We start from the raw sequence: 21579 nt of genomic DNA on the forward strand, positions 1-21579 counted from the left end.
CAGACGCGGAAAGACGCTGGTGGAGGGAAGGGAAGTTAGGACCGGCCTCCGACGACCCCGAACCCTCCGTGAGGGGGGCCCTCCACCAGCCCTTAACGACGCAGGCGGGCGGCACGAGGCAAGGGGCGAGGAGCACACAGGCCGGAGTCGGCTCCCCGCTCACCCCTCGCCGCGCGCGCGGTTTCTGATCATCAGAAAGGAGGCCTTGCCATGAGTTGGTTGGAGCAGTGGCGCAGACGGCACGCCGGGCGACTGGTGGGCGGCCTGCAGGCGGCGGCGCTGGCCGGCATGCTGGTCGCGGCGCCGTTGGTGTTTGCGGAGGGGGAGGGCCAGCATCGGCATCAGGCGACGCCCGTCTCCGGTCCGAACTGGGCCGAGGCGCTCAAGGCCCAAACGCGCGTCGAGGATGCGCTGGAAGGGCGGGCCGGGCGGTCCGAGACGCTGGAGCTGCAGCACCACCGGATCATGCGCCGCATGGAGGAGCAGATGGCGCAGGACGCCCGGGCGCAGCAGACCTCCGGCGCGTTCAACGGCATGTCGATGATGCACCAGTACATGGGCCAGGACGGCTCCAGCTTCCTGCTCATGTCGGACGGCAAGATCGAGCCGGTGTCGGCGAAGGGCGGGCGCTGCCCCGCCGCCGCGCCGTTGAAGCACTACGACATCTCGATGATCAACGTCGAGATCACCCTGAACCGGTGGCTCGACTTCTACCCCGGCTACATGTACGTCCTGACCAAGAACGTGGACAAGGTCCGCGCGGAGGAGGCGAAGAACAAGGCCGCCCGCGAGAAGGAAGGGTTCGACCCCGGCGCGGTCAGCACGGGCCTCCAGGGCGACATGATCCAGCCCCTCGTCATCCGGGCCAACCAGGGCGATTGCGTGAAGATCACCCTGCGTAACCAGATGGAGGGCGAGTCGGGCAGCCTGCACATCCAGTCGGCCGGCATGATCGTGAGCGCCACCGGGAAGGCGGCGACGACGACGAACCCGGATTCGGTCGTCGAGCCGGGCAAGTCGGTCGAGCTGGAGTGGTACATCGGCCCCGACACCCAGGAGGGCGTCCGCCAGTTCCACTCCTACAGCCATGACCGCGAGCTCACGGTGCTGGGCCTGTTCGGGGCCTTCGTCGTCGAGCCGAAGGGCGCCAAGTACCTCGACCCGCTCGGCACGGGGGCGGCGCCGGAGACCGACAGCGGCTGGCAGGTCATGATCGACAACGCCTCCGGTCCCGACTTCCGCGAGTTCGTGCTGTTCTACCACGAGGTCGGCGACGAGGCGTTTCGCCCGTTGAACAAGAAGGGCGACTTCCTGCCGCAGCGCGATCCGCTCACCGACGCCTACCGCCCGGGCGGCCGCGCGCTGAACTACCGCAGCGAGCCCTTCGGCATCGACCAGATGCACCTGCAGCACGAGTACTACGGCTTCGAGGACGAGTCGCTGGCCTACAGCGCCTATACGTTCGGCGATGCGCCGACGACCATTCCCCGCGGCTACCTGGGCGACCCGGTCAAGTGGCGGCTCGTGCACGGCGGGTCCGAGGTGTTCCACTCCCACCATCCCCACAGCGGGTCCATCCGCTGGCAGCGGAGCCCGCGCGCGGACCAGACGGAGCACTGGTACCTGGGCCAGGACGGCCCGGTGAAGTACCCGGTGGTCCGGACCAAGTCCGACCGCGTGGACGTCGAGGTGATCGGGCCCTCCGAGGCGCTGGACCTGGAGCCCGAGTGCGGCGGCGGCGGCTGTCAGCACCTGGCCGGCGAGTTTCTCTTCCACTGCCACGTGGCGCACCACTACGTGGCCGGGATGTGGGGCTACGCCCGGTTCTACAACACGCTGCAGGTCGGCGCGGCCCACACCGACACGATGCCGGACATGCGGGAGCTGCCGGACCGCCAGGGCCGGGTGAAGGTCGGCGTGACGTCCGACAAGCTGATCGGGACGACCGTGGACTGGTTCGGCAAGAAGTTCAAGATCGTGGACCGCAAGCAGAAGAGCAACTGGAAGGCGGAGCCGGCGATCGTCAACATCAAGGACTGGGTCGAGATGTTCGTCCCGGCCCAGGGCAAGCCCGGCCACACGGACGACGAGCGCGGCCAGATCATGGCCTACGACGCCACCGTCTGGGACTGGAAGTGGGACGGCGATGTCGCCAAGGGCGAGCGCGAGAGCACGGCCAAGAACCCGAAGTACCCGGCCGCCGCGAAGTGGGACGACAGCACGAGGCCGCCGATCCTGTTCGACCCGGTGACGGGCAAGATGGCCTGGCCGCTCTTCAAGCCGCACTTCGGCAAGCGCGTGCCCTTCTCCGCGAACCACAGCGGCGCGCCGTGGCTGGAGCCGATCCACCAGGACGAGAACGGCGAGCGGACGAGCGAGCCGGCCAAGCCCGGCGAGAACGGTCCGTGGAGCCTGTGCCCGAACAACGCCAACGTTCCCAAGGTGAACAACCTGCACTTCATCCGGTTGCCGATCACCCTGTCCAAGAAGCAGGGCAACGAGCCGGCGATCACGGACAAGGACGGGTTGATCTACGTGCACCACGAGGAGGAGCGGCTGGTCCGGGCCAACGACGACCTGAAGTACCCCGCGGTCCTGCGCGCCAACGTGTATGACTGCGTGGATACGATCCTCACCAGCGAGTGGGACGACGACGACTTCACCAACTTCCAGTCGTCCAAGATCAACATCCACCCCCACTTCTTCCAGTTCGACACGGGGAACTCGGACGGCGTGATCTCGGGGTTCGAGTACGAGATGTCGGTGCGCCCCTTCACCATGTGGGGCAAGAAGACGAAGCACGGACTGCCGGCTCCGATGGTGGCCAAGCTCGTCGGCGGAGCCCGGGCCGGCGCCACGTCGGTCAAGATCGAGATGGCGCCGGGCGCGACCAAGTTCCACGTGAACACCGAAGTGATGGTGGGCATGGACTGCCTGGAGAAGGGCAACGATCCCACGGCCTCGCTGCCGCGGGACCGGAGCTGCTCGGAAGTCGCCCGGATCAAGGAGATCAAGGGGGACACGGTCACCTTCTTCAAGCCGTTGAAGCACAACCACCCGGCGGGCGACCTCGTGTCGCCGGAGTTCGTCCGGTACCGCTACTGGGTGGACGCGGACTACGGCACCGTGTTCTGGCACGACCACGCGTTCGGCGCGACGACCTGGCCGCACGGCGGGTTCGGCGTGACGATCGTGGAGCCGTTCGGCAGCACCTACCATGACCCCAAGAACGGGAAGCTGGTGTACAGCGGCCCGATCGCGGACATCCACGGCACCGAGCCGATCGGCCACGGCGTGAGCGGGAGCTTCCGCGAGCTGATGGTGTCCATCCACGACACCGTCCCGCACACCGTGAACGTCATCCAGGCGGGCAACCCGCCCGGGCAGCCGATCGAAGTGGCGCTGGAGGCCGGCAAGACCGTGTCCTTCCAGATGCCGGAGAAGATCCTCAACGCGCCGAACCCCTACATCAACGGGGGCACGCACACGACGGGCAGCGGCTTCAACTTCCGCGCCGAGCCCTTCGCGCAGCGGCTGGCGAACAACCCGGACACCTCGGTGCTCTTCAGCAGCGCGATCCACGGGGACCCGGACACGCCGATGCTGCGGGCGTACGTGGGCGACACGATGGTGTTCCGTCTGCTGCATCAGTTGATGAACGAGTCGCACGTCTGGACGATCGCCGGGCATACCTTCTTGACCGAGCGGTTCGCCGGGGACGCCAATCGGAAGTACTCGATCCACGTCGGGATCGCCGAGCGGTATGACCTGGTGACCAAGGCGGGCGGCTTCCAGGGCATGCCGGGCGACTACATCCACTTCAACGGCCGGAGCTCGCACTTCGCCGAGGGAGGGTGGGGGATCGTCCGCGTGCTGGACAAGGAAGTCCCGGATCTGCAGCCGCTCCCGACCGGCACCAAACCGGCGGGGATCCCGCCCGTGCCGTCCTCGGTCTGTCCGGCCGATGCGCCGGTGAAGACCTTCAACGTGGTGGCGATGGACCGCCCGCTGAAGCTGAACCCGAAGGCGCCGGATGCGATCGAGGTGGACTTCGAGCGGAAGATCGAGATGACGGTCCCCGAGGGCAAGATCTTCGCCCTCGAGGAGGAGGCCACGAAGGTGGCCGGCGGCGTGATGCCCAGTCCGCTGACGCTCCGCGTCAACCTGGGCGACTGTATCAAGGTCAACCTGAAGAACAAGATGGCCAAGAGCAAGGCGTCCTTCTTCGCGCCGGGCCTGGCCTTCAACCCGAAGGACAGCCAGGGCCTGAACGTCGGCAACAATCCCGGCGATCAGACCGTGGCGCCGGGCGGCAGCCGCACCTACACCTTCTACGCGCATCCGGACAACAAGGAGACGACGTCGTTGGTGTGGGACGGCGGGAACATCGTGACCAACCCGCGCAACGGCTTGTTCGGGGCGGTGATCGTCGGGCCGCGGGGCTCCCAGTACCGGGACCCGGTGACCGGCGAGGATCTGTCCCAGAAGAACGCCTGGCGCGCGGACGTGATCGTGGACCGGAGCCTGCCGGAGAACGCGGGCAAGGCCAACTACCGGGACGTCGCCCTCTTCTTCCAGGACGAGGACAACATCATCGGGACGGCCTTCATGCCCTACGTGCAGAACGTGGCGGGCCTGACGGCGGTCAACTACCGGTCGGAGCCCTACAAGTTCCGCGAGGAACAGGGCTGTAACCTGGACAAGGTGTTCATGCCCTGCAAGGTGGACGCGCCGGAGGATCCGATCACGCCGCTGATCGAAGCGCACGCGGGCGACGCGGTCCGGATCCACGTGATCGGCGCCAACAACGAGCAGAACGGCATGTTCTCGGTCGAGGGCCACGAGTGGCCGATCGAGCCCTACATGCCGGGCGCCGACATGATCAGCGTGGTCGAGTACTCCGGCTCCGAGACGCTGGACGTCTTCCTGCGCGGTGGCGCGGGCGGCCCGGCCCGGTTGGTCGGCGACTACGTCTGGTCCAACCAGCGGCTGCCCTACACGCAGTCCGGGCAGTGGGGGTACTTCCGGGTGCTGCCTCCCGGCGATCAGCGGATCCTGCCGCTGACCGGCGGCGCGGCGGGGGTCAAGAGCGCCGAGGCCCCGTCGCAGGACGGCCGGGCGATCCCGACCGCGATGAAGTAAGGGCGTCGTGACCGCGTGACGACGGGACGGGGGAGCCGCAGAACAACGCGGCTCCCCCGTTTCGTCTCAACCCTCCAGCCCGCATGATCCATGACGGTTCGTCGCGAAACCGTGGGGTCGCGTCGCGAGAGGGGCACATGGAACCGCGAATCCGCGGTTGCAGCAGAAGCGCTCATGCATGAGGCGGGCTAGCAAGCGCCGGTCGTCAACCCTTACAATGGGAGGACTGGAGGCCGACGGCCGAGGGCCGGAGGGCCGATCACCGATCACTTTTTACCGTGGAGGCCGGCATGCGTATTCGCAAAGCATCGTTCATCTGTGGACTCATCACGGCCTGGTCGCTGACCGGGCCGGGCGCGGGGCCTGCGGTGGCCTACGAGGAAGTCGCTGTCCCGGACGGCGGCACCGTGACCGGGCGCGTGACCCTGTCGGGCGAGGTGCCCAAGCCCAAGGGCTACAACCTGACCACACTGCCGGACCCCTTCTATTGCGGGCGCATCTCCGACGGGCGGGGCTGGCGCATCCTGCAGCCGTTCAACGTCGGCCCGGCCGGCGAGTTCCGCGAGGTCGTGGTCTTCCTGGAGGGCATCGACCGGGGGAAGCCCTTCCCGGAGGGGGGCGTGCCGCAGATCGAGGCGAGAGACTGCCTGTTCCTTCCCTTCACGACCGTCGTGCGGGACGATCAATCGGTGACGGTGGTCAACATGGACCCCGTCATGCACGACATCCAGGCCTATGAAACGTCGCATCTGGGCGCGCGCGTGCTGTTCAACGTGCCGCTGCCGATGAACCCGCAACACCCGCGCAACTTCAAGGACCGCAGCGAGGCCGCGCTGTACCACCGGCATATGGCCGGCGCGCCGATGAAGCAACTGGTCAACCTCAGCAAGGGGCGCCGGGTCTTCGTCATGCAATGCGGCTTCCACGCCTACATGGAGAGCTGGGGCGTGGCGGTGTACAACCCCTACTTCGCCAAGACGGACGAGCAGGGCCGGTTCACGATCACCGACGTGCCACCGGGCACCTACCAGCTCGTCGTCTGGCATCCCTACGTCCGCACCAGGGTCGAGCGGACGGTCACGGTCGGCCCGAAGGGCACCGTGGAGGCCGACATCGCGGTCCCGGCCCCGACCGGGCGCCTCTACGCCAACGAGGTGCTCGAACATGACTACGTCCGCTACAACGTGACGGAGGAAACGAAGAAGGAGATCGAGCCGATGGTCGAGAAGCAGGAGCGGTGAGGCTGGGGAAGCCGTTAGCACTCAACCGTCGGCCCTGTCATCGCGGCGAACGCCGGAATCCAGAACCGGGACTGGACCCCGGCGTTCGCCGGGGTGACGGAGGAGGGCCCGAGGCTGACGGCTGAAGCCTACGCGGCAATGGGAGGCCGAGGGTTACAGAAGCTCGGGCCGGCGTTCGTCCTGGTGGGGTGCATCGCGGCTGCTGGCCTCGCCCTGGCCGATCACGAGAAGGTCCTCCGCGAACCCTGGGCGCCGCTGCTCGAAGCCGAGCGGCTGGCCGTCATGGAGGCGCCCGAGGGGATGGTGACGATCCCGGCCGGCCGGTTCCTGATGGGGAGCGACCCGCGCCGGGACCCGGACGCCGGCCCGCAGGAGCGGCCCCAGCGGTGGGTCTACCTGGACGCCTTCGCACTGGACCGCTACGAGGTCAGCAACGTCCACTATCTCCGGTTCGTCCTGGCGACGGGGGTGCCCTGGCCGCCCTACTGGCGGGCCGATCCCTTCCCGGAGAAGATGGCCTGGCATCCGGTGATCGGCGTGAGCTGGCGTGAGGCCGACGCCTACTGCCGCTGGGCGGGCAAGCGCCTGCCGACCGAGGCCGAGTGGGAGAAGGCGGCGAGGGGGACCGACGGCCGTATCTTCCCCTGGGGCGACGAGCCCGCCGGGTGGCTCAAGAGCAACATCGCCCATCCCGGCTCCAAGCGGGGGACGAAGTATCCGCCGCTCGCCAACGTGAACCGGTACGACCGCGGGGTCAGCCCCTACGGCGTCTACCAGATGGCCGGGAACGTCGCCGAGTGGGTGGCCGACTGGTTCGACCCCGAGTACTACCGGCGCGGACCGGCCGTGAACCCGCCGGGTCCCGCCCGGGGCGAAGACCGGGTCTTCCGCGGCGGCTCGTGGAACGAGGACCCCGAGGTGGCGCGCTCGGCCGGCCGCAACGCCGCCGCGCCCGACCATCGGAGCTACCTCATCGGGTTTCGGTGTGCGAAGTCACAGGAGAGGTGAGTCATGCCCGTACAGGACCGGCAACATCGCTCGACGATCAACCGGCTGGTCAACGTCCTGTTGGCCGGCGCCGTGGCCCTCGCGGTGGCGAGCCTGGCCTGGGGGCTGGACGTGGCGGACGTCATCACGGCCGAGTGGACGCCGGAGGGCAAGAAGCTCGCGCGGGAGCGGGCCGCCGCCTGGCCGGTCAAGGATGAGATGGTGCTCGTCCCCGCCGGCTGGTTCCTCATGGGCAGCGACCGGAAGGTGGACCGCAACGCCTACCCCTCCGAGCTCCCCCAGCGTCGCGTCTGGCTCGACGCCTACGAGATCGACAAGTACGAGGTCAGCGCGCTCCAGTACCTGCGGTTTGTGCTCGCGACCGACCGCAAGCCCCAGGTGGACTGGCGCTACGACGGCGGCAATTTCCAGGAGGCCATGGCCCACCATCCGGTCATGCACGTGACCTGGGCCGCCGCCGACGCCTACTGCCGCTGGGCGGGCAAGCGGCTGCCGACCGAGGCGGAGTGGGAGAAGGCCGCGCGCGGCCAGGACGGGCGGATCAACCCCTGGGGCGACCAGCCGGCCGGGCTCAGCCGCGCCAACTTCGGCCGCTCCGGCCTCTCCGGGCCGGTGCGCGACCGCCCGGAGCGGCTCATGCTCTATCCGCCGATCATCGCCGTGGACAAGTACGAGAACAGCGTGAGCCCCTACGGCGTCCACCAGATGCTGGGCAACGTCGCGGAGTGGGTCGCCGACTGGTACGACAAGGACTATTACAAGACCGGGCCGGACCGGAACCCCAAGGGCCCCGAGCGGGGCACCCAGAAGGCCTTCCGCGGCGGCGGCTGGATCGACAGCACGACGACGATGCGGGCGGCGATGCGCAACGGGACCGACCCGAACACGAAGATGAACTGGCTGGGCTTCCGCTGCGCGCGCGACGTACCGGCCGCGCCGCAACAGGTCTCCGAGGCCCGGCCCGGCGGGCGGCCGTGACGGGGCGCGTGGAGACCGGGCACCAGCGACCGCGGGCGGGCGGATCGAAAGCCGGGGCCGCGGCGGCGATGATCGCGGCGGCCCTGGTCCTCCTCTCCGCCGGGCCGGCCCGGGCGCACGGCGAGCACGAGGGGCGCGGCGCGCCGGCGGTGCCGCAGCTCGAGGGCCGGCCGACCACGGTCGTGACCTACGCCGACAACCGCCTGACCGTGACCTTCGGGCCGGTGGACCTCCCCTCGGCGCACGAGGGCGAACTCGCGGCCAGCCTGCCGAAGCACGTCTTCGAGGTGCCGGAGGACATGGCGCTGGTCGCCTTCAAGGCCGCCGTCTTCACGAAGGACGGGACGCCGCTCCCCCGTCAATACCTCCACCACATCCTGCTCATCAACCTCAGCCGGGAGAGCCGCTCCTGTCCGGGCGAGCCCCTCTTCTTCGCCGGCGCCGGCATGGAGATGGCGGAGGCGCGGTTCCCGGAGGGGTACGGCGTGCCCCTGGCCAAGGGCCAGAAGGTGATGGCGATCGTCGCCTTCTACCACGGCGCCCCGCCGACCAAGGACGTCATGGCCGGCTTCACGATGGAGATGGCGCCCAAGGGGACGGCGGTCCGGCCGATGGAGGTCTACCAGGTCGGCGTCAACGTCGTCTGCTACAGCCAGTTCTCGAAGCGCCGGAGCGACGAGACCGACGAGGGCATCGAGGTCCGCCCGGGCGTCCAGGTGGACCGGGCGCCGCTCCGCTTCACGATGGACGGCTGCGTGCGGTTCGCCTACCCGCACGGCCACGACCAGGTCCTGCTCATCGCGCTGGAGGACAAGACCGCCCGCCGGACCCTGCTGCGCACCGTCCCGGACGTGGACCCCGACGGCGCCTTCCGCGCCTTCCCCCCGCACCAGATCTTCCGGGACGCGCGGGGCTTCGATGTGACGACGAGCCACGAGTACGACATCCTCATGGTCCATCACCGGCCACTGCAGGACGCCCGCGTCAACCACGGCATGGGCAACTACCTCCTCTACATGACGCCGGGCGGTTGCGCCGCCGGCGATCCGCCGGCGCCCGACACCCCCTTCCGCTGAAGCCCCCGTCATCGCGAGCCGATCGGGCGGACCCGCCCGCGCGCGGCGACGGCCGCGCGCGGACGCGGCACGGCCGGGAGTGCGAACGAAGCGGCGAGCCCGCCCGCCAGCATGCATGGCAGTCGCCTGCCGGCTTGTCGCAGCCGCGAATCCGCGGTTGCCGTACAAGCGTTCATGAATCATGCGGGCTAGGATGAGCGCAGCCGGTGGCGGACGGCGAGATAGGTCAGGTTGGCCCGGCCGCGGACCTTGAGCTTGCCGCGCAGCCGATTGATGTGTCCCTCGACGGTCCGCACGCTGAGGCGCAGCGCGTCGGCGATGTCCTGGTTGGACAACCCCTCCCCGAGCAGGCGAAACACCTCCCGCTCCCGGCGGCTGAGCTCCGCCAGCCGGGCTTCGAGCCGCGGGGGGAGCGCCTGCGCGTTCGGCCGAGCCTCATCGGCCGGATAGAGCAGGCCCTCCGCCGCTCGGCTCGCCTGAGTCTCGCCCAGATAGACCGTGAGCCGGCAGTGGGTCGGCGTCTCGCCCTCGTCGCGCTGGATAGACACCTTGCTCTGGCCGAACAGGTCGGCGGCCACGCCGCCGAGCATTCCGGCCTCCAGGTGGCAGATGGACGGGTCCGCGTGCGGGAGCTGCCCGAACGGACAGACGGGCACGCTGAGCGTGACGGCCTCCTCGGTCGCCTCCCGGACCGCGCAGTCCCAGCCCGCCTGTTGCGTGAGACAGGAGACGAACCGGAGGTAGTCCTTCGACGAGACGGGCAGGGCGGGCCGCTCCTCCCCGGGCAGCGCCCGGTACGCCTCGCGGCCGATCCGCTCGCCGATCTGGCGGAGGAACCGCTGGTAGACGGAGGGGTGCAGCACTTCCCGGGCCGACCCCAGCGCGTGATCGAGAGACGCCTGTAGGAACGCCAGCAGCGTGGATTCCCGAGACCGGGGCTTGGGGGGGCGAGACATGGGCCACCGTCGTGGTCCGCCGGCCGGTCGCTACCGGAAGGCCGGGGTGGCCGCAAGGTACATGAGAGTCCGGTTCAATGCAAGCCCGACGGCGCCGCGGGTTTGCCGCGCCGCCGTGATCGCGTGGTGTCGCGCGGCTTCGGCGCGTGGTTCTTCCCGTCAGGTTTCTCCCTCGGCGACCGATAACGCCTTGGACATCGCGGGCGCAGCGAAGGGGGCGCGGATGAGTGGAGGCCCGATCACGATGGCGAGGGATGGCGCGGGTTCCGAGGGACACGGCGTTCGGTCCGCCGTCGCCGCCCTGGAGTCTTCGGTCGGCAAGTGGGGGCGCGTGCTCATCGCCGAAGACGATGAGCCCGTCCGCCGGTTTCTCTGCGACTGTCTCAGGAGGGCGGGATACCTGTGCGATGGCGTCGGGACGGCCGCCGAGGCCACGGAAGCCCTGGCGTCCCATGCCTACGACCTGCTCCTCACCGACATCAACCTGCCGGACAGCGCGACCCTGGCGTACCTAGAGGTCCATCGGAGTCGGGAGCCCTCCGTGCCCGTCATCGTCATCACGGGCTATCCGTCCCTCGAGACCGCGATCGAGGCGGTCCGCCTGTCCGTGGAGGACTATCTCGTCAAGCCGCTGGACGAGCGCCTGTTGGTCGAGGCCGTCGGCACGGCGATCGGCAAGGGCAGGCTCCTGCGGGTCCTGCGTCGCGTCCGCGAGGACATGCACGCGTGGGGGGCGGCGATGGACCGGCTGGAGCGTTCGCTGCTGAGCGGCGAGGGGCTCTCGGGAGGCGCGGCGGCGGCGGCGATGGTCGAGCACCTTCGGGCCCAGACGACGCAACTGCTCGGCCTGGTGGCGGAGAGCCTCAGGGCTGCGCTGGAGGGCAGCCGACGGGCGGGGCTCGGGCACCGACCGACGGACCTCTGCCTGGCGATCCACTGCCCCCGGAGGATCCGCTATGAGGGGGCCCTGCAACGGGCGGTCGACGTCCTCGCGAAAACCAAGACCACGTTCAAGTCCCGGGATCTGGGCGAGTTGCGGCGGGCGCTGGTGGAGACGCTCGGGCCTGACGCCGGTGCCTGATCTCGGCCGCGCCTCGGCCCGCCGCGTGCGCGGGCGATCGTCTCGGCGGGCGGGGCGCGGGACCCCGCCCGGCGGAGGCGCGTTCGGGTGTCGGAACGGACGCCGCCGGCGCCTTGCCGACGGGCCCCGGGGGGTGAGGTGCGATGAGCAAGGGGCCGCGCATGCGCCGACGACGCGCCGCGTTCCTGCGGATCCTCTCCTGCGACCGGTTGCCGGTCCTCGTGCTCGTCGTCGCGGCGCTGGCCCTCCTCGTCGGGGGACTCATCCTCCGGTACGTCGAGTCCAGACTCGTGGCGTCCGCGGGGGAGAGCCTCGCCCTGGCCGCGGTGGACATCGCGGGCAAGCTCGACATGCTGCTCGCCGAGCGGTATGGCGACATCCAGCTCCTGACCCGCGTGCCCGTCATGCGGCGGGGCGATCCGGAGGCCCTCACGCGGTACCTGCTCGCCGTGCAGGAGGCCTATCCCCTGTACACGGCGCTGGACGTCACCGACGCCACGGGACGGGTCCTGGCCTCCACCGAGCCCGAGCACGTGGGGGCGGATTGGAGCGGCACCCCGGGCTTCCGGGCGGCCAAGGCCGGCCGGCGCGTGGACGTTCAGGAGGCCGTCCGGGACGAGGACGGGATGCCCGCGGTGGCGCTGGCGGGCCGCCTCGCCGGCCCGCGCGGGGAGTTTCTCGGCGCGGTGGAGGCCCAGGTGGGCCTCCCCGTGCTGGAGGACGTGTTCGCCCGCACGGTGAACGCGCTGCAGGCCCAGTGGGGCACGGCGGCGCGGATCGAGTACCAGTTCCTGGACCGCGACGGCCGAGTGATCGTGGATTCCTTCCTGCGGGAGGAGGGGCGGGTCAACCTCAAGGGCATGCGCGTGGCCTCGGCCCTCCTGTTCGATTCGGCTCCGCCGGGCTTCGTGGAGGAGCGGCACGCGCGGCGCGACGTGGAGGTGGTGACGGGGTACGCGAGGACGAAGGGCATCGAGGACCTCGGCACCCTGCAGTGGGGGGTGCTGGTGCGGGTGGACCGGAGCGACCTCCTGAGGCCGATCCGGACGGTCGTCTGGACGATCGGCGCGGCGGGCGCCTGCCTGCTCTTGCCCCTCATCGGCGTCCTGGTCTGGGCCGGCGGCCGGCTGGCGAAGACCATGAAAGAGCTGGACGCGAACAACCGGGAGCTGGCCGCCGCCCGCGACCAGGCGCTGGAGGCGGTCCGGCTCAAGTCGGCCTTCCTGGCCATGATGAGCCACGAGATTCGGACGCCCATGAACGGCGTGCTGGGCATGACCAGCCTGCTCCTCGAGGAGGACTTGACGCCGGAGCAGCGGGAGTTCGCCGAGACCATCCGCACCAGCGGCGAGCACTTGCTCACGGTCATCAACGACATCCTCGACTACTCCAAGATCGAAGCGGGCCGGATGACCCTGGACATCATCGACTTCGACCTGCGCGCGACCGTGGACGGCGTGGTGGACATGATGGCCGAGCGGGCCTTCAGCAAGGGGCTGAACCTCGCCTGCCTGTTCCACGCGGACGTCCCGACGGCCCTCCGCGGCGACCCCGGCCGGGTCCGTCAGATCCTGCTCAACCTGGTGGGGAACGCCGTCCGGTTCACGGAGCAGGGCGAGGTGGTCGTGCACGTCAAGCCGGCCGAGCAGGCCGTGGACCGGGTCACGATCCGCTTCGAGGTCCAGGACACGGGGATCGGCCTGACGCCGGAGGCGCAGCGGCGCCTCTTCCAGCCCTTCACCCAGGCCGACAGCTCGACGACGCGCCGGTACGGGGGCACGGGCCTGGGGCTGGCCATCTGCAAGCAGCTCACCGAACTCATGGGGGGCCGGATCGGCGTGGACAGCCGGCCCGGCGCGGGCAGCACCTTTTGGTTCACGGCCCGGTTCGACCGGCAGCCGGCGGCCGCGTCGGCGGCGGAGGCGCCCGCGGCGCGCCTGCAGGGGCTGCGGGTCTGCCTCGTGGACGACGAGCCGACCAACCGCCGCCTCCTGGAGCTCCAGGCCGCGCGGTGGGGGATCCGCTGCCTCTCGGCGGAGCACGGCTACCAGGCGCTCGAACTCCTGCGGGAGGCGGCGGCCCGCGGCTGCGCCTGCGACGTGGCGATCGTGGACATGCAGATGCCGGGGATGGACGGCCTGGAGCTGGGCCGGGCGATCAAGGCCGATCCGGCGCTGGCGGCCACCAAGCTGATCCTCATGACGTCGCTGGGCCGGCGGGGCGACGCCCGGGCGGCGCAGGAGGCCGGGTACGCGGCCTACCTCACCAAGCCGGTGCGGGGCACCCAGCTCTACGAGTGTCTCGTGGCGGTGAGCCAATCGCCGCCGGCTCCCGCGGGCGCCGCGGCGGCCGGGGACACGGCCGCCCGCCCGCTCGTGACCCGGCACAGCCTCGCCGAAGCCCGGAGCCGGACCGGCGCCCGGCTGCTCCTGGCCGAAGACCACGTCATCAGCCAGAAGGTCATCCTCCGCATGCTCGACAAGCTCGGGTACCGCGTGGACCTGGTGACCAGCGGCGTCCAGGCGGTGGAGGCCATCTCGCATACGCGCTACGACGCGGTCCTGATGGACTGCCACATGCCCGAGATGGACGGGCTGAAGGCCACCGCCGAGGTCCGTCGGCGGGAGGCGGGCGGCGCCCGCCTCCCGATCATCGCCATGACCGCGAACGCCATGCCGGAGGATCGGGACGCCTGTCTGGCCGCCGGCATGGACGACTTCATTCCCAAGCCCGTCCAGCCCGCGGTGCTGGCCGCGACGCTGGCGCGCTGGGTCGGCGCGCCCGCGAAGCACGACAAGGAGACCCGCCCATGTCCATCCTGATCGTCGAGGACAACGCGGTCAACGCCAAGCTGCTGACGCTCATGCTCAGGGGCAGCGGGTACCGGACGCTGCTGGCGCAGCACGGACGGGAGGCGCTGGACAAGCTCGCGACGGACGGCGGCGTGCAGCTCATCATCACCGACGTGATGATGCCCGAGATGGACGGCCTGGAGTTCGTGGCCCGGCTCAAGACCCTGCCGTTCGGCGAGGACATCCCGATTCTCCTGACCTCGGCCCACGCCGACGAGGAGACCGTCAACAAGGCGAGTCGGTTGGGCTGCCGGGAGTTCCTGGTCAAGCCCGTGGACCGGCGGCAGTTGCTGGACCGGGTCGAGCGGCTGTTGCGGTGCGCCCCGGTGACCCTTCGCGACTGCGAGGCCGTCAAGAGCAAGCTGGGCATCCGGGCGGCGGAATACCATCACCTGGCCACCGTCTTCGCGGTCCAGGTGGCCGCCGCCGTGCCGCTTCTCGAGGCGGAACAGGGCGAGTCCGAGGAGGAAATGTCCGACGGCCTGAAGCGCCTGCTCCGGGAGCTCGCGGAAAGCGCCGCCCTGATCGGCGCGGAGAAATTCCTGCGGCTCTACGAGCGCCTCAAGAGGGGCGGCCGGCTGGTCCGGTCGCAATGCGCGGCCGTCCTCAAGGCGTTCCAGGAGTTGACCCCGGCCCTGAAGGCCGCCAAGGACGAGGGCGCGAACCACGGCAAGCGGCCGCACCGGCCGGTCTCGGCGGCCGGCCCGGCGCCGGCCGCCGAGACCGAGGAGACGGGGCATCTCAAGCTCGCCGACGAGCGCCGGCGGGACTGGCTCGGCCGGGGCCCGATGTGAGCCGGCGGCTCGCCCGGGCCGCCGGGCCCGAGAGATGCGTGCGACCACCCGACGAATCGGGGACAAACTCGCCTTGACAGGGTCGGCCGCCGGTCCTACAATCCCCCCCCGCTGACAGCCATGCGCTGACAGGCGCCCATTCCAGTGTGTCGGGGCGGTGTCCGGCCAGTCCCGCTCAGGTCCAGTCCGAGCCCATCCATACCGCAGCCCTACGGATGGCGGTGGGGAGCGTCACGATGGCCGGCTTCCCTCCCCCGCCGGCCGCTCTGGATGATGATGAAGACATCGCCTCGGTGGCCCCCCCATCCCGGCGTGCCCGGCGCCGTCCCGGCGGAAGCCCCAGGGTGTCGTGCCGACCGGCCCATCCGGCCGGCCGCGACGCGGTGCAGGGGGAAGCGGCCGGGATGACCCCCAGGGAAACCCTCCACGATATCGAGGACCGCGAGGACCGGGGACGTCGCGCGCGCGAGGCGGCGCCGGACGCGGCGTCGGCCCATCTTCTGGTCGTGGACGACGAGGAGACCGTCCGGCACCTGCTCGCCGACGTTCTGCGAGGGGAGGGGTTCCACGTGACCGCCGTCGCCGACCCCCGCGAGGCGATCGAGGTCGTGGACCGCACCCCCGTCCAGCTCCTGCTCACCGACCTCAAGATGCCCGGCATGGACGGCATCGAGCTGCTCCAGCGGGTGCGGCGGCGGGAGGCGGGCCTGCCGGTGATCGTGATGACCGCCTACGGCACCATCGACCAGGCGGTCGAGGCGATCAAGGCCGGCGCCGCCGAGTTCGTCACCAAGCCCTTCGACCTCGACGCGGTCGTGCTCATGGTCAGGAAGACGCTGGACGTGCAGCGCCTCCGCCGGGAGCACCGCCTGCTCAAGGCCACCGTGCAGGCGACCCATCAGCTCAAGTACCTCATCGGGACGAGCCGGGCGATGCAGGACGTCTATGCGTTCGCGGAACGGGTCGCGGACTGCGACAGCACGGTGCTCATCCAGGGAGAGAGCGGGACGGGCAAGGAGCTGCTGGCGAGGATGCTGCACTTCAACAGCGCCCGTCGCGAAGGGCCCTGGGTGGCCATGAACTGCGCCGCGCTCCCGGAGCCGTTGGTCGAAGCCGAGCTGTTCGGCCACGAGAAGGGGGCGTTCACGGGGGCGGTGCAGACCAGGCAGGGGCGGTTCGAGCTGGCGCACGGCGGCACGCTGTTCCTCGACGAGGTCGGGGAGATGAGCCCGGGCACGCAGGTCCGGCTGTTGCGGGTGTTGCAGGAGCGGTGCCTGGAGCGGGTCGGTGGGTCCAGGACCATCCACGTGGACGTCCGCATCATCGCGGCCACGAACCAGGACCTCGAGCGGATGGTGCGCGACGGCCGGTTCCGCCGGGACCTCTACTACCGGCTCAGCGTCATCCCTATGACCATGCCGCCCCTGCGCGAGCGGGTCGAGGACATTCCCCTGCTGGTGGACCATTTCCTGAGCCGCTTCAACAAGCTCAAGGGGACCGCGGTGCAGGGCGTGGAGCCCGCGGCCATGGCCCGGCTCTGCGCCCATGCCTGGCCGGGCAACGTCCGCGAGCTGGAGAACGCGGTCGAATGGATCGTGACCCTCAAGCGGACCGGTCTGGCCGGCGAGGCCGACCTGCCCCGCACGCTCCTCGACGAGACGTCGCCCCGGACGGCCGACGGCGCGGCGGCGCCGGCGACCGGCCCGGCGCCCCCCGACGTGGCCGGTCTGGCCAGCCTCGACCTGGTGGCCGAGATCGAGCGCTACGAGACGCAGCTCATCCAGGAGGCCCTCAGGCGCGCCGGCGGGGTGACGAGCCGGGCCGCCCGGCTGTTGAGCGTCAATCGCACCACCCTCGTCGAGAAGCTCAAACGCAAGGGCATCCTCCGGAGTCCGTCGGAGCCGTCACCCGGACCGGGGAACGAGCATGCCCGACCGTGACGTCCAGCGCGTCCTGATCATCGACGATCAACAGGACGACATCGAGCTGGCCACGGCGGCGCTGCTGGAGTGCCACCCGGACTGGGTCGTCGAGGTCGCGCGCTCGGCCGAGGAGGGGCTGCGCAAGGCCGACCAGGCGGGATGGGCGCTGATCCTCCTGGACCACCACCTCCCCCACAAGGACGGGCTGGAGATCCTCCCCGCCCTGCGACGGCGGGCGCCGGAGGCGGGCATCGTCATGCTGACGGCGCACGGGGACGAGCGGGTGGCCGTCGAGGCCATGCGCAGCGGCGCCGACTATTACCAGCCCAAATCCAGCGGCTTCCTGGCCGCCCTCCCCCTGGTCGCGCGGGAAGTGCTGGAGAAGTGCCGCCTCCGGTCCGCCCTCGCGCGGGCGGAAGGCCGCTACCGCCGCCTGATCGAGAGCGTCACGGACATCGTGTACGACCTGGATGCGGAGGGGCGCTTCCAGTACGTCAGCGCGGCCGCCCACGAGACGCTCGGCTATGCCCCCGAGGAGATGGTCGGCCAGCCCTACCGCCGGTTCCTGCACCCGGACGACCTGGCCTCGTGCGGCCGGCAGTTTCACGAGCGGCGCACCGGGGCCCGCGCGACCAGACACCTGGCGGTGCGGCTGATCACCAAGGCCGGCGAGGCCAAGGAGTTCGAGGTGAGCGCCGCGGGCGTGTACGACGAGGCCCGGCGCTTCCAGGCCACGGCCGGCCTGGCGCGGGACGTCACGCAGCGGAAGCGGGCGGAGGAGGCGCTGCGCGCCGCCGAGGCGCAGCTCCGGCAGGCCCAGAAGCTGGAGGCGGTCGGCCGGCTGGCCGGCGGGATCGCGCACGATTTCAACAACCTGCTCACGCCGATCCTCGGCTACGCCAAGCGCCTGGCCAGGCGGCTGCCGGAGAGTGGCGACGCGGCGAGGGAGGCCGACCTGATCGTCCGCGCGGCGGCGCGCGCGGCGGAGCTCACCGGGCAGTTGCTCGCGTTCAGCCGGCATCAGATCGGCTCGCCCAGGGTCCTGGACGTGAATCGTCAGCTTCGGGCGATGGAAAGCCTGTTGCGGTCGGCGATCGGGGAGCGCATCGCGCTCGAGGTCCTGCCCGGACGGGACCTGCGGCGCGTCGTCATGGACCCCGGCCAGCTCGACCAGGTCATCCTGAACCTGGCCCTCAACGCCCGCGATGCGATGCCGCAGGGCGGGACGCTGAGCCTCAGGAGCGACAACGCGACCGAGGACATGACGTCGCATCCCCTCGTCACGCGCGGCCGGTACGTGCGGCTGAGCGTCGAGGACACGGGCGAGGGGATGTCGGAAGAGGTCCTGTCGCGGATCTTCGAGCCGTTCTACACGACGAAGGCGCCGGGCCAGGGGACCGGGCTGGGCCTCGCGATCGTGGACAGGATCGTCACACAGGCCGGAGGCTTCGTCGAAGTGCGCAGCCTCGTCGGCCGGGGGACCACGGTCCAGGTGTTCTTGCCCGCCACCGAGGAACCGGCGCGGCCGGACGAGGGCGAGGACGGGGGGCAGACCGGCCGGTACCGCGGCACGGAAACCATCCTCCTCGTGGACGACAACCGGGGGGTCCGCACCTTCCTCGCCAAGGCCCTCCGGTCCCTGGGCTATACGGTCCTGGAGGCGGCCGACGGCGAGGAGGCCGTCCGGCTGACCGAGCACCACCAGGGTCCGCTCGATCTCCTCCTGTCCGACGTCGTGATGCCCCGGATGAGCGGCTGGGAACTGGTCAGGACGTTACGGCGGCGCCGGGCGGCGCTCCCCGTCCTGCTCATCTCCGGCTATCCCTCCCTGGAGGGAGTGGAGCGCGATCAGGGCGAGGAGGGGGAGGAGATCGTCCGCAAGCCCTTTGCCAGCGAGGAGCTGGCCAAGCGCATCCGATCCCTGCTGGACCGGAGAAAAAGAACCGCATGACCGTCCCGTGGCCGCGTCCCGCCGCTCCGGCCGTCCGCCCATAGGGCGAAGGCCCTAGTTGCCCGCCTGACCTCCATCATAGGCCGACCTGAAGCCGGTCAGCGTCGGCGTCGCCGCTTCCCGCTAGGGTGCCCCTCGCGATCATCCGCATGGTCGGGGTCGAGGGAGGCCGACCGAGCAGGGAGGTGGCACGATGAGAGGGGGACGGGTTCGCGGCCGGTCGAGGCGGTGGGCGTCGCTCCTGGCGTTCGCCGTCGCGGCCGTCGGCCTCTGGCCGGCCTCGCCCGCCGTCGCGGGCGAAAATCAGGTGTTCTTCCGGGGCGGCTTCGCCGGGCTGACGAGCAACCGGGCCAACGAGGTGTTCACCGACGTCTTCGGTCGCAACAACATGTTGAACGACGGGACGCTGGGCTGGTACTTCGGCGCCGGCCTGGACCAGGGGATGCACAAAAACTTCCTCGGCGTCCAGGGCATGTCGCTGATGGGCGAGATCGGGATCGAGTACAAGCGCTTCAGCTCGCAGGTCGTCACGGAGGCGGTGCCCTCCACCTGCGCGGGCGCGCTCGGCGGGGCGGCGCCCGGCTGTTCGGTCCGAAACGCCAAGGTGCCGCTCACGATGTTGACCGTGGACGTGGCGCCGAAGCTCAAGTTCCGCGAGGGCGAGAAACTCCGCCCCTGGATCATCCCGATCGGCGTGGATTTCCACGTGATCAGCCCGCCCTCGAACGCGACGACCTACCTGGACATGGGCGTGCAGTGGGGCGCCGGCGTGGAATACAACGTCTGGGGGCCCGTGAACCTCGGGTTCGACGCGCGCTACCACTACGCGTTCAACATGACCCAGACAACGAACAGCTTCTATACGGCGGGCGGATATGTCGGCGTGATGTACTGAATGACGGGCGGTCGAACCCGTCTGGGGAGTTTTGCGACAGACCGGCGCCCGGTCCGGGGCGGGATGCCTCCGTCGGCCTGAAGAATCGGGGTCGGGCAGCCGGTCGAAGCACTGGAAAACCCAAGGCTTCGCCGACGGGGGGCCTCTCGGGTCGGCTCCGGGATGGGTTGGTGTCGCCCTTGCATGGAACGCCCGTTTGACGGTATGTTCGCGGGCCGCTTCCTGGGAGGCCGGTACCCATCCCGGACAGCCGCTATGAAGCGAAAACTCAACCTCATCGAGGATTGCGGGACCTGTCCGCACCGCGGGCTCTCGGTGCTCTGCGACGTATCCGGGGAGGACCTCGCGGCGTTCCAGCGCATCAAACGCACGCTCAGCTACGAACCGCACCAGACCGTCTTCTACGAAGGCCACGCCTGCCTGGGTTTCTACCTCCTCTGTCGCGGGAAGGTGAAGCTCACCCGCTCCTCCTCGCGCGGCCAGCGCCAGATCCTCGGCATCCTGGAGGGCAGCGAGCTGATCGAGAAGCACGCCTTCCGGGAGCGGGCGGTCCACGAGGCGACCTGCGAGACGATGGAGCCCTCGCAGATCTGCCTCATCGAGAAGGAGCCCTACCTCGCGCTCCTGCGCCACAACGGAGACCTGGCGATCAAGCTGATCCAATTGCTCTCCAGCGAGCTGGGCGTGAACATGGACCAGCTCGACCGCTTCACCTTCAAGACCGCCCGCGAACGGCTCGCCGCCCTCCTGCTCGACCTGGCCGAGCGCTTCGGCAAGGCGGTCGGGGACCAGGTCGTCCTCGGCCTCGTGCTGAAGCGGGAGGAGATCGCCGAGATGGCCGGCGTGACCGTGGAGACGGTGATCCGGCTGCTCGGGAGCTTCCGCGAGGAGGGGCTCGTCAAGGTCGAGGGCCGCTCCATCACCGTGCTGAACCGGGACCGCCTGGCCCGCATCGCCAGGGCCTAGCGTCCTTGCGTCCGCTCCGTCGCCTGGGCCGAAGGGCCCAGGCCAAACCCTGACATCCATCAACAAACCGCCTGGGCCATGACAGCGCGCGGGCGCCGGCGCCCACGGTATGGTGCCTCGTTGCCCAGGAGGGACCAGCCTATGCGCGCTTCCCGCTCGTCCGGCGTCGCGCTGCCCCGTCCGCCGGGTCGCCGTCCGCTTCCGGGCCACGAGGTGGACCCCGTCGCCCTCCTGGCCCGCGAACACCAGGTCATCCTCGAGCGCCTCCACCTCATCGAGCTCGCCGTCGCGCCGCGGCCGGATGCGCGTGGGGCGCGGACCCTGGACCGCGCCACCCTCCGCGAGCTGCTCGACTTCTTCACCGATCGGGTGAGCGTCCATTTCGAGCGGGAGGCGGTGCTGATCAGCGCCCTGAGCCGCGCCCTCAGCGGCAGCGGGCACGGGCGGGCGGGGTTTGAAAGCCTCCTCGCGGAGCACCGGGCCTTGAAAGCCGAGGCGCTGCGGCTCGCCGGGCGGCTGGAGGCGGGGCGGAGCCGGGCCGCCGGCGCCGAGGCGGCGGACCTGGCCCGCCTCCGGGCCTTCGTGCGGCATTACCGGACCCACATCGCCTGGGAGGAGCGGATCCTCTTCCTCCTCGCGCGGGTGCGGCTCACGGACGAGCAGCGGGCGAGGATCGGCGACCGGATGCTGGCGGTGTGAGGGGCGGCCGGAGCGCGG

14 protein-coding genes are annotated in these 21579 nt (G+C 70.4%); 13 read left to right on the forward strand and 1 reads right to left on the reverse strand.

What is annotated here, in order from left to right:
- The first annotated feature begins 210 nt into the window (after nt 1–210).
- The 5 genes from AC1U7O_RS13840 (at nt 211) to AC1U7O_RS13860 (ending at nt 9445) form a co-directional block, all read left to right on the forward strand.
- Nucleotides 211–5142: a multicopper oxidase domain-containing protein gene (locus tag AC1U7O_RS13840; RefSeq protein WP_479895404.1), complete on the forward strand. Its 4932-nt coding sequence runs from the start codon at nt 211–213 to the stop codon at nt 5140–5142.
- Between the two features lie 290 nt (nt 5143–5432).
- The gene (locus tag AC1U7O_RS13845) at nt 5433–6383 is read left to right on the forward strand and encodes a carboxypeptidase-like regulatory domain-containing protein (protein WP_479895405.1); all 951 of its coding nucleotides are present in this window, start codon (nt 5433–5435) and stop codon (nt 6381–6383) included.
- Between the two features lie 138 nt (nt 6384–6521).
- The gene (locus tag AC1U7O_RS13850; protein WP_479895406.1) at nt 6522–7391 is read left to right on the forward strand and encodes a formylglycine-generating enzyme family protein; all 870 of its coding nucleotides are present in this window, start codon (nt 6522–6524) and stop codon (nt 7389–7391) included.
- A gap of 3 nt (nt 7392–7394) precedes the next feature.
- Complete coding sequence (locus AC1U7O_RS13855; protein ID WP_479895407.1) at nt 7395–8369, forward strand: formylglycine-generating enzyme family protein; 975 nt, start codon at nt 7395–7397, stop codon at nt 8367–8369.
- Nucleotides 8370–8437: 68 nt separating this feature from the next.
- The gene (locus AC1U7O_RS13860; RefSeq protein WP_479895408.1) at nt 8438–9445 is read left to right on the forward strand and encodes a hypothetical protein; all 1008 of its coding nucleotides are present in this window, start codon (nt 8438–8440) and stop codon (nt 9443–9445) included.
- Nucleotides 9446–9633: 188 nt separating this feature from the next.
- Here the strand turns inward: AC1U7O_RS13860 and AC1U7O_RS13865 are convergent, their stop codons facing one another.
- Nucleotides 9634–10401: a LuxR C-terminal-related transcriptional regulator gene (locus AC1U7O_RS13865; protein ID WP_479895409.1), complete on the reverse strand. Its 768-nt coding sequence runs from the start codon at nt 10399–10401 to the stop codon at nt 9634–9636.
- Nucleotides 10402–10645: 244 nt separating this feature from the next.
- On the opposite strand from AC1U7O_RS13865, the gene AC1U7O_RS13870 reads away from it, so the two are divergent.
- From AC1U7O_RS13870 to AC1U7O_RS13905, 8 genes are all read left to right on the forward strand, one after another.
- Nucleotides 10646–11482: a response regulator gene (locus AC1U7O_RS13870; protein ID WP_479895411.1), complete on the forward strand. Its 837-nt coding sequence runs from the start codon at nt 10646–10648 to the stop codon at nt 11480–11482.
- Between the two features lie 161 nt (nt 11483–11643).
- Nucleotides 11644–14304 (forward strand): hybrid sensor histidine kinase/response regulator, encoded by a 2661-nt coding sequence (locus AC1U7O_RS13875; protein ID WP_479895412.1) that lies wholly within the window; start codon nt 11644–11646, stop codon nt 14302–14304.
- Complete coding sequence (locus AC1U7O_RS13880) at nt 14292–15128, forward strand: response regulator (RefSeq protein ID WP_479895413.1); 837 nt, start codon at nt 14292–14294, stop codon at nt 15126–15128. The genes AC1U7O_RS13875 and AC1U7O_RS13880 overlap by 13 nt, the downstream gene beginning before the upstream one ends.
- Before the next feature lie 344 nt (nt 15129–15472).
- The gene (locus AC1U7O_RS13885) at nt 15473–17068 is read left to right on the forward strand and encodes a sigma-54-dependent transcriptional regulator (RefSeq protein WP_479895414.1); all 1596 of its coding nucleotides are present in this window, start codon (nt 15473–15475) and stop codon (nt 17066–17068) included.
- On the forward strand, nt 17055–19001 hold the full coding sequence (locus tag AC1U7O_RS13890; protein ID WP_479895415.1) for an ATP-binding response regulator: 1947 nt from the start codon (nt 17055–17057) through the stop codon (nt 18999–19001). The genes AC1U7O_RS13885 and AC1U7O_RS13890 overlap by 14 nt, the downstream gene beginning before the upstream one ends.
- A gap of 193 nt (nt 19002–19194) precedes the next feature.
- A complete protein-coding gene (locus AC1U7O_RS13895) occupies nt 19195–19896 on the forward strand; it encodes a hypothetical protein (RefSeq protein ID WP_479895416.1) in 702 nt (233 codons plus the stop codon).
- 255 nt (nt 19897–20151) lie between these two features.
- Nucleotides 20152–20862 carry a Crp/Fnr family transcriptional regulator gene (locus AC1U7O_RS13900; RefSeq protein ID WP_479895417.1) on the forward strand — a complete coding sequence of 237 codons (711 nt, stop codon included), beginning with the start codon at nt 20152–20154 and terminating at the stop codon, nt 20860–20862.
- Nucleotides 20863–21003: 141 nt separating this feature from the next.
- On the forward strand, nt 21004–21561 hold the full coding sequence (locus AC1U7O_RS13905) for a hemerythrin domain-containing protein (RefSeq protein ID WP_479895418.1): 558 nt from the start codon (nt 21004–21006) through the stop codon (nt 21559–21561).
- The last annotated feature ends 18 nt before the right edge of the window (nt 21562–21579 follow it).

This window comes from Candidatus Nitrospira neuquenensis (genome assembly GCF_979578155.1).